This window comes from Neobacillus niacini, assembly GCF_031456445.1.
GTDB classification, from domain to species: Bacteria; Bacillota; Bacilli; order Bacillales; family Cytobacillaceae; genus Neobacillus; species Neobacillus niacini_I.
In genome coordinates, this window is sequence record NZ_JAVDUQ010000019.1 from 1 (window position 1) to 15,209 (window position 15,209).

14 protein-coding genes and 1 pseudogene are annotated in these 15,209 nt (G+C 39.9%); 3 read left to right on the top strand and 12 right to left on the bottom strand.

All coding sequences use genetic code 11. From position 1 onward, the window contains the following. Positions 1-727: 727 nt before the first annotated feature. From J2Y67_RS15700 to J2Y67_RS15730, 8 genes are all read right to left on the bottom strand, one after another. Complete coding sequence (locus tag J2Y67_RS15700; RefSeq protein ID WP_310175649.1) at positions 728-1,327, bottom strand: response regulator transcription factor; 600 nt, start codon at positions 1,325-1,327, stop codon at positions 728-730. Beyond that, entirely contained in the window at positions 1,324-2,463 is a 1,140-nt protein-coding gene (locus tag J2Y67_RS15705; protein ID WP_310175651.1) for a sensor histidine kinase, read from the bottom strand. Before J2Y67_RS15705 ends, J2Y67_RS15700 begins: the two co-directional genes overlap by 4 nt. Before the next feature lie 184 nt (positions 2,464-2,647). Beyond that, positions 2,648-3,157: a CBO0543 family protein gene (locus J2Y67_RS28005; RefSeq protein ID WP_396954088.1), complete on the bottom strand. Its 510-nt coding sequence runs from the start codon at positions 3,155-3,157 to the stop codon at positions 2,648-2,650. Positions 3,158-3,287: 130 nt separating this feature from the next. Further along, on the bottom strand, positions 3,288-4,556 hold the full coding sequence (locus J2Y67_RS15710; protein ID WP_310175653.1) for a peptidase: 1,269 nt from the start codon (positions 4,554-4,556) through the stop codon (positions 3,288-3,290). A 30-nt stretch (positions 4,557-4,586) separates the two neighbouring features. After that, complete coding sequence (locus J2Y67_RS15715; RefSeq protein ID WP_310175655.1) at positions 4,587-5,768, bottom strand: thiolase family protein; 1,182 nt, start codon at positions 5,766-5,768, stop codon at positions 4,587-4,589. Between the two features lie 12 nt (positions 5,769-5,780). Further along, complete coding sequence (locus tag J2Y67_RS15720) at positions 5,781-6,437, bottom strand: 3-oxoacid CoA-transferase subunit B (protein WP_310175657.1); 657 nt, start codon at positions 6,435-6,437, stop codon at positions 5,781-5,783. Next, positions 6,422-7,117, bottom strand: a complete 696-nt coding sequence (locus J2Y67_RS15725) for a CoA transferase subunit A (protein WP_310175659.1) — start codon at positions 7,115-7,117, stop codon at positions 6,422-6,424. The genes J2Y67_RS15720 and J2Y67_RS15725 overlap by 16 nt, the downstream gene beginning before the upstream one ends. Beyond that, entirely contained in the window at positions 7,101-8,465 is a 1,365-nt protein-coding gene (locus tag J2Y67_RS15730; RefSeq protein WP_310175661.1) for an aspartate aminotransferase family protein, read from the bottom strand. Before J2Y67_RS15730 ends, J2Y67_RS15725 begins: the two co-directional genes overlap by 17 nt. Positions 8,466-8,646: 181 nt before the next feature. On the opposite strand from J2Y67_RS15730, the gene J2Y67_RS15735 reads away from it, so the two are divergent. Beyond that, a complete protein-coding gene (locus J2Y67_RS15735) occupies positions 8,647-9,849 on the top strand; it encodes a PucR family transcriptional regulator (protein ID WP_310175663.1) in 1,203 nt (400 codons plus the stop codon). Between the two features lie 63 nt (positions 9,850-9,912). Here J2Y67_RS15735 and J2Y67_RS15740 read toward each other — a convergent pair whose 3' ends face one another. From J2Y67_RS15740 to J2Y67_RS28015, 4 genes and pseudogenes are all read right to left on the bottom strand, one after another. After that, positions 9,913-10,719: a carbon-nitrogen hydrolase family protein gene (locus J2Y67_RS15740; protein ID WP_310175664.1), complete on the bottom strand. Its 807-nt coding sequence runs from the start codon at positions 10,717-10,719 to the stop codon at positions 9,913-9,915. A 257-nt stretch (positions 10,720-10,976) separates the two neighbouring features. Next, positions 10,977-13,052 carry a sigma-70 family RNA polymerase sigma factor gene (locus tag J2Y67_RS15745; RefSeq protein ID WP_310175665.1) on the bottom strand — a complete coding sequence of 692 codons (2,076 nt, stop codon included), beginning with the start codon at positions 13,050-13,052 and terminating at the stop codon, positions 10,977-10,979. A 114-nt stretch (positions 13,053-13,166) separates the two neighbouring features. Continuing rightward, positions 13,167-13,565 (bottom strand): annotated as a pseudogene (locus tag J2Y67_RS28010) (aldo/keto reductase). A gap of 55 nt (positions 13,566-13,620) precedes the next feature. Continuing rightward, positions 13,621-13,830, bottom strand: coding sequence for an aldo/keto reductase (locus tag J2Y67_RS28015; protein WP_396954089.1), 210 nt, complete (start codon positions 13,828-13,830; stop codon positions 13,621-13,623). 208 nt (positions 13,831-14,038) lie between these two features. On the opposite strand from J2Y67_RS28015, the gene J2Y67_RS15755 reads away from it, so the two are divergent. Together J2Y67_RS15755 and J2Y67_RS15760 are read left to right on the top strand one after the other, a co-directional pair. Next, a complete protein-coding gene (locus tag J2Y67_RS15755; protein WP_310175666.1) occupies positions 14,039-14,479 on the top strand; it encodes a hypothetical protein in 441 nt (146 codons plus the stop codon). Between the two features lie 26 nt (positions 14,480-14,505). After that, the gene (locus J2Y67_RS15760; protein WP_026574613.1) at positions 14,506-14,751 is read left to right on the top strand and encodes a hypothetical protein; all 246 of its coding nucleotides are present in this window, start codon (positions 14,506-14,508) and stop codon (positions 14,749-14,751) included. Positions 14,752-15,209 lie beyond the last annotated feature (458 nt).

A 15,209-nucleotide genomic window follows, 5' to 3' on the forward strand; every position in this document is an offset into this window, starting at 1 on the left:
CATTTTGCTCGTTTTCCTACTAAGTTTTGTCCTTCATCGGCTTTATGAAGGACATTTTGCTCGTTTTCCTACTAAGTTTTGTCCTTCATCGGCTTTATGAAGGACATTTTGCTCGTTTTCCTACTAAGTTTTGTCCTTCATCGGCTTCATGAAGGACATTTCACTCATTTTATACTGAGTTTTGTCCTTGATCAGTCAAGTCCATTTAGTTGTGTAAAAGTGTAAACAATAATTTAACACTATTAAAAGAATTTGTATATGCTACCGAATACGGTTTTTTTTCTGGATCCGGGCGCATAGAACACGGATACGCTACCTTGGACGGGATTTCCCCCTGGATCCGGGCGCATAGAACACGGATACGCTACCTTGGACGGGATTTCCCCCTGGATTCGGGCGCATAGAACACGGATACGCTACCTTGGACGGGGTTTTCCCCTGGATCCGGGCGCATAGAACACGGATACGCTACCTTGGACGGGATTTTCCCCTGGATCCGGGCGCATAGAATAGAACACGGATACGCTACCTTGGACGGAATTCTTCCCTGGATCCGGGCGCATAGAACACGGATACGGGAGCTATAGACCCCTGATAGCGCCCACCTGGGTGATTTAATTGAAGACATCACCTTCATGAAGGACATTTTCCACGTATCCCTGCTGAGTTTTGTGCTTCATCAATTAAAAAGCCTATATCTCAAAAGAAGATACAGACTTTTCTCTGTTTATTTAAACCATCCTTTTTCCTTGGACTGAGTAATAGCTTCAATTCGATTTTTTACCTCCAGCTTATCCAAAATAACCGAAATGTAATTTCGGACTGTTCCTGTTTTAATGCTAAGCTCCTCGGCAATTTCCTTTGTATTTTTACCATCAGCCACCAGCTCCAGTACTTCTTTTTCGCGGTCGGTAAGGGGATTCTCCTCCCCATAAACGTCATCCATCAGCTCTGGTGCATAGATTCGTTTTCCGGCCATCACACTTCGGATGGAACCTGCTAGCTCTTCACTCGGGCTATCCTTCAGCAAATAGCCGCTCACCCCTGCTTTTAATGCTCGTTGAAAATAACCGGACCGCGCAAAGGTCGTTAAAATGATGACCTTGCAGCCACAGCCCTTAAGCTCTTCAGCAGCCTCAAGACCGCTCTTTCCAGGCATTTCAATATCCATAATACAAACATCCGGCTTTAGCTTTTTTACAAGGGCCACAGCTTCTGCACCATTCGATGCCTTTCCAACTACACTCATATCCTCTTCCAAGTTGAGAAGGGAACCAAAGGCCCCTAATAACATTTGCTGATCTTCCGCAATGATAATTGAAATCATATTACATCCCCCATCCTATCTTTCGGCGTAACATCATTCGGAACTCTTATCATTAATGTTGTACCCTCTTCTGTTAAAAGCTCCAAGCTTCCATTAATAAATTCGAGCCGTTCCTTCATTCCAAGTAATCCGTGACCTTCAGATTGAAATTTTTCATCCTGGTTAAAAACCCCATCATCACTAATTCTCATCACAATTCCTTTCCATGATTGCTCAATGGTCAAGGAACAGGAGGCAGCTCCGCTATGTTTAACCACATTATTTACAGCCTCTTTCAGACACATACTTAATATATTCTCTGTTAAAAGGGAAACATTCGTCAATGTCGTTACACCATCACACTTGAACTGAATTTCTGCAGCGGTAAGAATCTGTTTTACTCTTTGTATTTCATCCTTTAAACGGATGCCGCGCATGGAGGATACCATTTTTCGTACTTCACTTAATGCGGTTCGTGCTGTCTGCTGAACGTCCTTTAATTCATTTCGTGCTTGATCTGGGTCTTTTGCTATTAATTTTCGCGCCAAATCACTCTTGAGTCCAATAAGGGAAAGTTTTTGACCCAGTGTATCATGGAGGTCGCGGGCAATCCGCTGCCGCTCTTCCATTTTAACCAATTCAGCAATCCTTTTATTGGCATCCTCTAGCTTTTCCTCAAGCTGCCCTCGCTCTTTTCGATTATAAATGCTAAACGGGAGAAGAATCACGCTGATCCAGATGATGATGACAAAAGGCAGCTGCTGCAAAAACAACTTTTCGTGTACAACTATGTTGTAATTAATCGAAGCCGATGTACTAAAAAGATGAATGAAATAAAGAATAAGAAAGGGAACCCGATCTTTAATATTTCCAATAAAATAAGCCAGGAAAAATGCAAAGTAAACATAGCTAAAAAGACTGCTTGAGGTAATCGAAATTCCAATCAGAATTAAAGTCCAAAGATAAACCGGCCATCCTCTTGAAATAAAAGCAATTCGATAAAAAATAAAAAACATAATGGTGAGCAAAATTCCTACCACAATTTTAATAACAGATGCCGACTGGAAAATAAAGTAGAATGGTAAAATACACAGAACAGTCCATATATAGGGAGTGATTCCATTACTTTTCTGGAAGGTTATATATTTTTTTATCATGAGCAAAACCTCATTACTAACGGAATAAAAATGAAGGACAAGAACACTTTGGTCCTTATCCTGCATCCATTCTTAAATTTGTTTAACACTTTTCATTTTAACTGAATTTCTTTAATCTTTAAAGCCAACAAACTTTTTTGTTTCCCTTCTTTATCATGGTATCATTCATGAACAAAACAATTTTTTATATATAATCAAACCAAATCAAGTAGAATAAAGTCCAAAAAACACTTATGATTAATGCCCGTTTGTAATATAAATAGTGAAGTCTTAATGTTGTAAACATGACAAAATTAAAAAACAAGGACCACCAGATATTCCAACCGTTGTAATGATCGATAGCATTAAAATAACGCCCACCCACCCACTCTACCATCGTAAAAATGAATACCCATTTCATTATGTAAAAAATTCTTTTCATTGGGGTATCCGGGTAATTAGTCAAGTAAATCAGGGTAGCCGGCACAACCATAAAAAACAGGTAAATAAGGTCAGCCCATATTTCCGGAATACTCCCTATTTGCTTTAACTCCCATAAATGAAATTTAGTATGTGCAATGTATTCATATGTAAGATTGCCTACCACCATATATAGTAATGTTGGGTAGCACCTATCAAAGTTTCCCCATACTTTTTTACGGAATGATACCGTAAAGGTCAAGACGATAATAGCTAATTGATATATATTACTCACCTCTGTAATTCTTTTGATTCCCTTTATATAATTACCAATTCACTTCCAATTTACATCCATAAAATATTTAAAAGAAAAAAGTCCAAACCTCTTTTCTAAAAAGAGGTTTGGACTTTCATTTATTTGCTAATCATTTTTGATTACCACACCATTGAATTAGGGTTAATGCTATGATTTCTGCTGCTTTAAAAACTTTTTCCATTTCGATATATTCATTAGGGTAATGTGCCATTTCTGTTACACCAGGTCCAAAGACAATCGTTGGGATTTTTCCGATTTCGGTGAGTAATCCCCCGTCCGTCCCCCAAGGAGCCGCTTCAATTACCGCCTCTTCTCCAACTGCCTCACGGTATTGATAAACGAGTGAATTCATTAATTCATGTTCAATGTCAATTGATCCGGGCAGCCACCGTGCACCAAACCATTCCAAGACAGCCGGCTGTTCGGCAAACCATGGATCAATTTCCGCTAGACGCCGCAAACATTCACTCATCTCCCGCTTAGCATCTTCCATTTTTTCATGTGGGGCTACTCCCATTCTACCTTCTATTTTTACCAGATCCGGTACCGAAGATGGCCAAGTTCCGCCCGACACTACACCAATGTTAATTGGAATTGGAATCGGTGTTTTATCATATAGCGGATCATCAATTAGCTCATTTCGTCTTATTTCTAACGCTTTTATTTGATTAACCACCATCATGGTTTTTTCAAGGGCACTTACTCCTTCATAACGGGTTCCACCGTGAGCAGAGCGGCCTTTTACATAGATTCGAAACCACATCGACCCTTGCTGTTTCGGAAAAATACGCATATTGGTAGGCTCTGTAATCAGGGCAGCATCCGCTTTATATCCTTTTAGAAGTGTGGACAACGTACCCGCACCGCCGCTCTCTTCTTCCACAACACTTTGAAAAATCACATCGCCATTAAGCTTAATATTCAGTTGTTGGATGACCTCTATCGCGAGGAGAAATGACACTAAACCGCCTTTCATATCTGTAACCCCGCGTCCGAACATTTTTCCATCCTTCACGGCACCACTATAAGGATCCTCAGCCCATTGTTCATGTTCCCCTTCCGGAACCACATCAATATGACCATTCAAAATGATGGAACGTCCTCCGCCGGTTCCAGGTAAAACACCTACAACATTTGGACTTCCTGTAAATTGCTCTCTTGGGGAAAAAAAATAGGGGTTAGCTTTTAATTCATTTCCATCTGGTTCCCAGACATCCACCTTTAAACCCATCTCGTTCAATTTTTCAGCAATTATGGATTGCGCACCTGCCTCGTTGCCTGCAACACTAGGTGCCTGAACAAGGCGCTGTAATAAATTAGTTCCTTCTTCAAAATGATCCTTTAACCATGCTTGAATACCTTTTTCGATTGTTTGCATCTTTTCACCTCATTATATTAATCTCCTAAATTATAAGGTCAGATTTTCATAGATGACGGACAGACCCATGCCGCCTGCCATACAAAGCGTTACCATGCCGTACTTTGTCTTGGAGCGCAGCATTTCATTCATTAAAGTAACCGTTAATTTCGCACCTGTTGCCCCAACCGGATGGCCAAGTGCAATCGCTCCGCCATTAACATTTACTTTTTCAGGGTCTATATCTAATTCTTTTATGACAGCCAATGCTTGGGCAGCAAACGCCTCATTCAATTCAATACGCCCTATTTGCTCTAATGTTAATCCTGCTTTTTGCAATGCTTTTTTCGTTGCCGGAACAGGACCGATTCCCATCACATTTGCTTCTACCCCGGAACTGGCAAATGCTTTTACTTTAAGTAACGGTTTAATCCCTCTTGCTTCCGCCTTCTCTTTTGACATCATCAATACCGCAGCAGCACCATCATTCATCGGGCAAGCATTACCAGCCGTAATCCATCCATCTTTTTTGAAGGCAGGCGGAAGTTTTGTTAACTTCTCTAGTTGGATATCCCTCCGTACAGACTCATCCTTTTGGAAAAAATAAGTCCCTTTCCGGTCTGGAATTTCAAGTGGAAGGATTTCTTCCTCGAAATATTGGTTTTCAATTGCTCTTGCAGCCTTTTTGTGACTCTCTAAGGCAAATTGATCCTGTTCTTCCCGAGAAATACCGTATATTTCTGCCAATCGCTCTGCAGTCATCCCCATATGTTCCTTTTCCAGCGAGCAAATAAGTCCATCTGTTAACAAGGCATCTTCCATTTCAAGATTCCCGAACTTACTTCCCCAGCGATTTTTTACAAGATAGGGAACTTGACTCATACTTTCTACTCCGCCGGCAATGACTACATCTTCTTGACCAGTTTGAATCGTTAAGGCAGCATTGGTAATCGCTTTTAAACCTGAACCACACGCTTTGATCACAACACTGCCTGGTACGCTAACAGGAAATCCTGCTAATTGCGACGAAATTCTCGCCGAGTTTAAACCACCGCCATGCACATAACCATGACCAAAAATCACTTCATTGACATCTTCTTTTTCTAAAGTGGTTCTTTTCATTAACCCTTCCAATACCTGCCGTCCCATTTCAGTGGCGGGTACATTTTTAAGAGATTTTCCAAATGCACCTACCGCTGTACGAACACCCGCTACAATAACAGCCTCATTCATTTCTTTCACTCCTTATTCCGCTAACCCAACTGCAACTTTTAAAGGTGCATCAGTATACTTAATAACATCTTCCACGGTATACGGCTCCATGACTTCTTTTAACACCAAGCCGTGTTCTGTAACCTCGATTACGGCCATTTCCGTAATAATCAAATCAACACAACCTTTAGCAGTAAGTGGCAACGTACATTCCTTCAAAATTTTGGAATCCCCATTTTTATTTGTATGATTCATTAGGACAATTACTTTTTTCGACTTTTGGGCCAGGTCCATTGCGCCCCCCATACCAGGAACACGTTTTCCCGGAACAATCCAATTGGCCAAATCTCCTTTTTCGCTTACTTCAAGCGCGCCAAGGATCGTAATATCTAGAAGCCCGCGGCGGATCATCCCAAAGGCCACGGAACTATCAAAATAGGAAGCTCCTTTTACTAGTGTTACAGGGTAACCGCCGGCATTGCAGAGGTTCGGATCTGCCTCTTCCTTTAACGGGGTAGGACCAGTACCTAATATCCCGTTTTCCGCATGGAACTGTACAAAAATATCAGAAGGAATATAATCAGCAACCAATGTAGGAATTCCAATTCCAAGATTTACAATCATACCATCCTCAATTTCCTGTGCAGCACGTCCTGCAATTCGCTGCCGTACTTCTACTCCCATACCCATTTCCATGTCACTCCCTTACTCGGTATTACCATATTTACAAAGATTCCCGGTGTAACAATTGCCTCTGGATCAAGTTCTCCAATCGGTACCATTTCCTCTACCTCCGCGATGGTAAAATTCCCGGCCATCGCTACTAGTGGATTAAAATTACGAGCACTTTTATCAAAGACAAGATTTCCGAGAGGGTCTGCTTTTAAAGCGTGAACAATGGAAACTTCTGCGGTAAGTGCTTTTTCAATCATATATTCCTTACCGTCCACAGAAACGACATCTTTTCCTTCTTCAGCAATTGTTCCAAAACCAACATCCGTTAAAATGCCGCCTAATCCCATACCACCCGCACGAATCCGTTCAATCAAGGTTCCTTGCGGGGAAAATTCAACTTCCAATTCACCAGCGGTCATCAATTGTCCAGCAATTGGATTCGAACCAATATGGGAAGTAATCAGTTTCTTCACTCTTCCGGCACTGACTAATCTTCCAATTCCAATATCGGGAAAACCTGTATCATTACCGATTAAACGTAAATCTTTACAGCCTTTTTCTAAAATCCCATCCACTAATGATGGGGGCGTACCAATTCCGCCGAATCCTCCGTACATTAAAGTACATCCATCCGAAATATGAGAGAGAGCCTCTTCTAATGAAGCTACTTTTCCTTTTTTAGACAGGGACTGCATTGGTTTTTCCTCCTGATTGGATAAGCTCATATTGCACTTCAGAGATTGCTTCTTCCAAAATTCCGACTAATTTATCGATTTCTTCCTTTGTAATCACCAATGGTGGGGAAACGATAATCGCATCGCCTTCCCCATTGATTGCTCCAGCAGCCGGATAGACGATTAAACCTTTTTGGAACGCTCGTTCAATGATTCTGCCTGTTACATTGAATTGGGAAGGGAAAGATGTTTTTTGTGTGCGGTCTGAAACAAATTCCATCCCTAATAACAACCCTTTTCCTCTCACATCCCCAATGATTTCAAACGAGTTTAATAGGGCTTGTAATTTTTCAAAGAGATATTTTCCTTGTTCTTCTGCTTTTTGAACTAATTGATGTTTCTCAACATATTCCAAAACCTTCAATGAAACGGCCGCTGATTGTGGATTCGCACTATAGGTATGGCCGCCCAAAACGGTCTTTGAACCATTTAGAATCGGTTCCATGACACGGTCACTCACAATTGTAGCAGCCATCGGAGTATAGCCTGCACTCATTCCTTTTCCTAAAGTAATCAAATCAGGAATAGCATCCCAATGTTCCATTGCAAACATCTTTCCAGTCCGACCAATCCCTGTCATGACTTCATCGGCAATAAATAATACATTATAACGATCACAAATTTCTCTTATCCGCTCATAATATCCTGGTGGCGGAGTAATCGCACCACCTGAAGCACCAACAATGGGCTCCGCAATAAAAGCGGCAACTGTATCTGCACCAAACCGTTGAAGGGCCGTCTCAAGCTCATTCGCACAGGCAATGCCCCACTCCTCTTCCGTCATACCGTTTGGACGGCGATAGCTATATGGGGCTGAAATAGTCGGATAATCTGCTAATAGGGAATTAAATCCGCGCCTTCTTAAAACATGACCCGACATCGATAGAGCTCCCATTGTAATCCCGTGATAACCAATCCATCTGGAGATAATCCGATTTTTTTTCGGAAAGCCTTTTTCACGCCAATGTTGGATGGCAATCTTCATTGCGGTTTCAGTTGCTTCCGAACCACTATTGACAAAAAACGACCAATTCAGATCTCCAGGAGCTAAATCACTCAATTTTTTTGCTAACTTTTCAGCAGGTTCACTGGTAAATTGCCCCCGATAGGAAAAGGAAATCTTTTGTGCCTGCTCATACATGGCATCCATAACCTCTTGTACACCGTGTCCAATACTCGCCGTCACCGCACCAGAAGCACCGTCGATATATTGATTGCCTTCAATATCAAAGATATAAATTCCCTTTCCATGTGAAGCAGCAGGATATTTAACCCCTAATACTGGTTTAATTAAGTAATCACGTTCCATGGCTAATAGCCCCTCTCTCTATAAAAATCCCTTGAAATGGCATTTATTTTTTATACTGTAATTAAAATAGTAAATTCTTTTTCAAAGATTCACAATTCTACAAAAAGATGAAATAATAGAGTTAGATTTATACACGATGTATAATAGACCACCCATAAAGAGAAGAAGAGGACTGATTTCTTTGGCGATTCGCATTCATGAAGCATTACAACTTCCGATCATGCAGCAAACAAAATTGATTGCCGGTAAAAACGGGTTAGAAAATTGGATTAAATGGGTAACCATTGTGGAGGTCATTGAGGACATCAATCGTCTTCAAGAAGGGGAATTCCTGATTACGACAGGATTTGGACTTGGAGATAATGAAGAAAAACAATTGGAATTTAAAAAGCTTCTATCACTTGGAAAATTATCGGGAGTAGCTTTATATACTGGTTTATATGTAAAGGAAATTCCACAATCCTTTATTTCAATTGCTGATCAATATGCCTTACCATTAATTGAAATTCCCGCAAATATTAATTTTTCAATGATTACGAAAGAACTGCTTGAGGAAATTGTCAATAAACAAAGCCAAACCTTTGAATATTCATTAGAGGCACAGATTCGCCTGGCAAGCGATTTTCTCGACGAACTTATAAACCAACCAATCGTCAATGAAATAGATGTGATAGGGCGTGGAAAAAAACTAGGAATCGACTTTACCCGGCCGCAATCCATTATTTCCGTCTCCTTTCCTGCATCCATAAATGAAAAAGTAAGGGATCGGTTAACAGAAGCTATACAAGCTACTATGAAAACCAAGAAACGCCCATTTCTTTTGCGCACAAAGTCAGATAGCTTGATTGTCTTACTTGAGGTAGGTAATGGGGAGAATATCGATGAAATAGCGGAAGCATTTTTAGAGGGTATAAAAATTAATGCAGGGTCGGTCCCCCTATCAATTGGAATTGGAAAAACGGTCACCAACCTTCATATGCTGGCGGAAAGTGCTAAACAAGCCGAACTAGCTGCCCATCTATCCCAAATTCTATATAAACCTCAACCAATTGTTCATTATGATGACTTTAGTTTACATCAATTGCTGCTTGATATGAAAAGTTCTGGAGCTAATTTAAAGGATTTTTATCAACAATATCTTGGCAGTTTACTAGATACACGGGGTGTGGATTTAATCACCACTCTTGAAGCCTATTTGTATTTTAATCAAAATATCAAAAATACGTCAGAAGATTTGTATATTCACCGTCATACCCTGAAATATAGATTGGGACAGATTGAAAAAAAGACAGGGGCTAATTTGAGTTCATTCGAGGATTGTACAAAATTGTATTTGGCGGTTTTGGCCTATAAATTAGTGAATTATTCGATAGTAAGATCATGATTTTTTCTTCATGGTTTTAACAACAAAAAGGCTAATTCCGAAATACGGAAACAGCCTTTTTTCTTAATCTTGATTACTTCGGTAAAATTCGGGCTTTCGGTGTTTTACACTTGGGAGTTTTTCGCGAACCCGGCGTATCCGATCTAGGTCTATATCTGAAAAAATTAATGTTTCTTCTTCGCCGCCGCTTGCTGTGATGACCCCCATTGGATCAACCATCACACTGCGCCCGGTAAAAATATCGCCAACAAGGTTTGCGCCGCAGACGAACATAGTATTTTCAATTGCTCTAGCGCGGATCAAAGTTTGCCAATGATCCTCTTTCATTGGCCCCGCTACCCATCCTGCCGGGACAAACAAGATATCCGCATCCTGAAGGGCAAACTGTCTTGCGATTTCAGGAAATCGTAATTCATAGCAAACCATCAAGCCAATTTTTCCAAACTCTGTTTCTACTATTTTATAATGATTATCCCCTGGTATTACGGTATCTGACTCATGATAACTAAAGGCATCGTATAAATGTGTTTTTCTGTATGAGTGGATGAGTTCCCCAGAACGATTGATCATTACAGTAGTGTTATAAGCACGTTTTGAATCATCCGACTTGGATTCATACGTTCCACAAACAACATAGATTTCGTTTGCCCTTGCAGCTTCTTTAAGCCGAGAGACAAAAGGACCATCCAATGGTTCTGCTGCTTCGACCGGCAAAACGCCAGACTTAGGGGTGGCAAGTGCCATATAGAATTCGGGTAAAATAACAAAGTCCGCACCCAAACCTTTTGCTTTTGCGATATATTGAACTGCCTTTTCTAAATTAGCAGTTTTATCAACACTGGTGGATAATTGGGCAATGGCTACTCTCATGAAAGTACCTCCTAAAAAAATAACGATACCTCTATTTTAGTCATGTTCCATCCATTTTTCAAACAATTGATAATAGTTGAAATTTTTCGTATAAATCATGGAATTATTTCAAAACGGTTCCTTCGTTAAAATCAGTCACTTTCACAGCGAAGTGCTGCCAAGCGCACAAGGCAGTGGATTTCAGGTAAAATCACATTGCCTTTTTGTTTTTATCCAACCGAAATGAAACAAAATGCAAAGCATGTAGGCGATAAATGTTATTCCAACGAAATTTTCACAACATCATCTAAATATTTTGTTGTATTATATCCATCAATCTTCAGCCGTTTTGGAATTATTTTTTGTCCAGTGTTGCTATTTTGCAGCTTCATCCTTTGAACTGTAACGAAATAACGGGGCTGGTCGATTTCTTCATATGAGAAAGGGGTTACATTCATATCGTAATTTACCCCATTTTTATCAACGAGGACTCCGTCAGAATCCATTTCGATTGAATCAGGTTGATTTCCATCCTCGCTTATAATATTAAATTGCAGCTGCTCATATGTCCGATTCTTAACTTCATGGTCGCTTATGACAATATTGGCGGATTTGCTTACTTCCAGCTTATCGATGGAGATGGTACTACCTGCATATTCAAACGTTTGAGGATACTTTTTAGCAGCATCCAGCTTAATGGTTTTTTTATCTTCAATTGTTAAATAAACAGATTGTAATTGAACGTTAACTTCTTTTGGTTTTTCTCCATAAAGGGGGTCAAAGTTTATTTGATAAGTCCCCCAATTCATATCTTGAGGCGGGTCTGAAAATGAGCCGCCATACAAATCAGGTTTTACTTTCTTATTGTTCACTTTTAGATGGTCAAAATTAAGAGCTTCTATCCGCTTCCCCGTCTGTTCATTTTTCATACTATATTGCAGAATTGTCGCTGTTGGAGCAATGGTCAGTTTATCAAATCGAACTGGGATGCCTTCGACTTTCTTTTTTCCATCCAATGCATATTCCACGGAAGGCTGTTTTGTTACAGGGATTTTGAAGTTCCACTCCCCAGTTTCATATTCCATATTATCGGTAAACCTTAACCGATTTTTATCAGATGAATCATGAATCACTTTCAGCAGCTTTGTGATCTTCAGTTTGATTGTCCCCTTATCCTTGGAAATCGGCGGCAAACTAATCTTTCCTTGATACACGTTCTTTCCTTTAATATTTACCTCCGATTTAAGGTCAGGGGGATAGTACCTTGGATTTGCCGAACCGTTCATGATTTCATATTGGTTCTCCACAGAAACTCCCTCATCATTATTCATAACATATTGGTTGTCTTTTTCCGTATCTTCAATTTCATAAAATACAAGTGTCTGAAATTCATCAGCAATCGCGCTCTTGATTTTTATTTTCACCCTATTACTTTCTGCTTCCAGGTTCAGCCTCTTTCCCAAACCCTCCTGCAGAAAGGCGCGCAGTTCTTGATTTTCTTCAGTCATGGTATAGTAAAGGCCGGTAAAGCTCCCGGTAAATATCTCCAAACCCACTAATAAAGCGAATATACTTGCAAAAACAATTGCCATTCTTAAACGTTTCTTAATCTTCAGTTGTCTGTGTTTTTCCTTTTCTGCGAGCTTCGCTTTGACGTTCTCCATGAAATCAGATCGCACATGGAAATCCTCTATTCTTTCAGCAAGATTTAACATGGTTAACATGACATCCTGGAATGTCGCCAAATCTTCCTGACAGTCTTGGCAATGATAAACATGGATCTCAAAATCAATCTTTTTCGGCCGTTCCAGTGTTCTTTCTAAGTAATCGATATAATCCATATGATACTCTTTACAGCCATTAATGGTTGATTCGTACCCCATTTCTTTTCTAAGTGACTGAATTCCGGAAAACAAGAGCTCTTTCATCTTTTCTACTGAAATTTGAAGAAGATGTGCCGCCTCTTCCTGAGAGATCCCTTTTACATATGTTAGGACCATCGCTTCTTTCTCATCATCATTCAATTGATCAAGTGCTTTAAATAAATCCTTATGTTGTTCACTTTCCTCTGAAACTTGTAAACTTCTATTAACAGAAAGCTCCCGGCAGGTTTGGATGAAAATGGATGTAACCCACGTTTCAAATGATAAATCTTTTTTAAATCGAGGCAGCTCCTTGTGGACTTTTATAATGGACTGGTAAAAAAGCTCTTCCACTTGCTTTTGATTCCTAAGATAGGACCAACCAAGCATATAGAACGATTGTTTATGCTGATCGAACCATTCGAGGATGGATTTCACGCCTTTTTCTCTTATCGGAGTGTTTGAAATGGGATCTATTTTTACTGGGATCATAAATGTTCCCCCTTTAACATTCTCTTAATACCTAATGATATAAGGAGAGGAAGTTATTTACAATACCCGCATTTTCCACTAGAACTTTACAGCTTTTTACTGTACGCTTTGAATTTATCCTATTAAAATCCCCTCAATTTCTGCTAACTCTCCATTTGAAATTTCTAAGTTATCCAGAATAGCTACATTTTCTTCAATTTGGCTCACTTTACTAGCCCAGATAAGAACAGAGGTTACTCTCTCTCCTTGTAATACCCAAGCAAGAGCCATTTGTGAGAGGCTTTGCCCCCGCTTCGCAGCAATTTCATTTAATTTTTGACTTTATTTATTACTTCCGTTGTTACTTGCTCTTCCCGAAGGAATCCTGTTGATTTGGCAGCGCGAATCTGCCGGGATACCAGTTAAATACTTTTTTGTTAATAAGCCCTGTACCAGTGGGCTGAACGCAATAGAACCAACACCATTTTCCTGCAGCACGTCCTGCAATCCATCCTCAATCCATCTATTTAACATGGAATAGCTTGGTTGATGAATTAACAGGGTGTATCTAACTGATTTAAAATTTTAATTACTTCAGCTGTTTGTTCAGCACTGTAATTAGAAATTCCAACGTATAATGCTTTTCCCTGACGGACAATGGAATCAATTTAGCAGCCATTGTCTCTTCAAGCGGAGTATCTGGATCTGGGCGATGAGAATAAAAAATATCAACATAATCAAGCCCCAAACGTTTTAGGCTCTGATCTAAGCTAGACACTTCGCCTTTCTTCGTGTTCATTCCCCGTTAAAAAACAATCATATCCACAAAAACAGCAATTCAAGCACATCTTCTTGTTCCGCAAAGAAAACTCGGCTTGGGTTTGATCCAAACACCTTTTCTCTGACCGTCTCTTTCCATAAAGTTTGTGCAACTCTTCATCGGTATATTAAAAAAATTATTTAATGGGAATATTATTGAACAGGACTTTTAAAGAAGGGGTTAAATAATGAGAAAAGAAATATTTATGGTGATGATGGGAACACTAACAGCAATAGGTCTTGCAGGTTGTGGAGATTCACTAAACAATAGTATGAACGATATTCAAACACAAAAAATCAGTTATTCCCAACGCTCCTTAACTGCACCCTTTTCAGACTTGCTTTATGGATTTTCTGCCATTGAGAAGTATGTCGCAAAAGGAGATTATGATAACGCCACAACTCTTTCACGAAACCTTTACGATGAATTTCACGACGCCATTTTGCCTCCATTAACAGTGAAAAAAGGCAAAACCTATGCAGACAACATGGACAGAAAATTTGATGAGCTAACCGAGGCCATTTCCAACAAGAATCAATCCAAAATTCCAAATCTCATTAAGGAAAATCGGAAAAACCTCAAAACAATTGCTCCCATTTTGGGTGTTTCCGTCCTTTCAACTCAATAATCTTAATTTGTAATGGAGGCAATTATATGCGAAGATTAACCCTTAAATTGACAATCGTAGAAGTAGCCATTGGAATTCTGTTTTTGCTTTATGAATTTCTCACCGGACACCCATGGACAGTCGATGGGGTTCCATGGACAATGGATGAAAATTTCCACTTTAACATCGCACTTGGCTTTTTTGTTGGTGCGGGATTCACTTTTATTATGGGTGCCATTTTTGGCTCGACCCAAAGCAGAGATCGTTCGTACAAACCTAAAAATAATACCTGATAGGACACCTCTCCTTTACTTAACGATACCAGCTGCTGGTTTCTTCAATTATCGCAGAGTAGAAAGGTGGTAAAAATGGATCCATATTATTATTATACCGTTACCTATGTCGGATTATTTGCTGCAGCATTAGGGATCTCCTCCTTTATGTTTTATCGGATGATGAATGAATAATACACATGACTGAGCAAACTATAAAAAATGTGGCTGACCCAAAAGGTCGTTTAAGAACGACTTTTAAGGGTGTAGCCCTTTTCTTTTTTGTAAAAAGTTGAAATGAAAATTTTAACACTCTGTTGATTGGAGCGGAAGGCGCGAAGACTCCTCAAAAATGCTAACGCATTTCCTGCGTACGTGGGCAGATTCAAAGAAGCAAATCAATGTCCTAGGGGAGTACAGGGCTGGGGGAGACCCCGCAGGAGCGAAGCAACGAGGAGGATCCCCCGGAACGCTCACGA

Coding starts and splice junctions, on each gene's coding strand:
- J2Y67_RS15700 (WP_310175649.1), bottom strand. CDS start 1,327: ATGATTTCAATTATCATTGCGGAAGATCAGCAAATGTTATTAGGGGCC.
- J2Y67_RS15705 (WP_310175651.1), bottom strand. CDS start 2,463: ATGATAAAAAAATATATAACCTTCCAGAAAAGTAATGGAATCACTCCC.
- J2Y67_RS15710 (WP_310175653.1), bottom strand. CDS start 4,556: ATGCAAACAATCGAAAAAGGTATTCAAGCATGGTTAAAGGATCATTTT.
- J2Y67_RS15715 (WP_310175655.1), bottom strand. CDS start 5,768: ATGAATGAGGCTGTTATTGTAGCGGGTGTTCGTACAGCGGTAGGTGCA.
- J2Y67_RS15720 (WP_310175657.1), bottom strand. CDS start 6,437: ATGGGTATGGGAGTAGAAGTACGGCAGCGAATTGCAGGACGTGCTGCA.
- J2Y67_RS15725 (WP_310175659.1), bottom strand. CDS start 7,117: ATGCAGTCCCTGTCTAAAAAAGGAAAAGTAGCTTCATTAGAAGAGGCT.
- J2Y67_RS15730 (WP_310175661.1), bottom strand. CDS start 8,465: ATGGAACGTGATTACTTAATTAAACCAGTATTAGGGGTTAAATATCCT.
- J2Y67_RS15740 (WP_310175664.1), bottom strand. CDS start 10,719: ATGAGAGTAGCCATTGCCCAATTATCCACCAGTGTTGATAAAACTGCT.
- J2Y67_RS15745 (WP_310175665.1), bottom strand. CDS start 13,052: ATGATCCCAGTAAAAATAGATCCCATTTCAAACACTCCGATAAGAGAA.
- J2Y67_RS28015 (WP_396954089.1), bottom strand. CDS start 13,830: ATGAACACGAAGAAAGGCGAAGTGTCTAGCTTAGATCAGAGCCTAAAA.
- J2Y67_RS15755 (WP_310175666.1), top strand. CDS start 14,039: ATGAGAAAAGAAATATTTATGGTGATGATGGGAACACTAACAGCAATA.
- J2Y67_RS15760 (WP_026574613.1), top strand. CDS start 14,506: ATGCGAAGATTAACCCTTAAATTGACAATCGTAGAAGTAGCCATTGGA.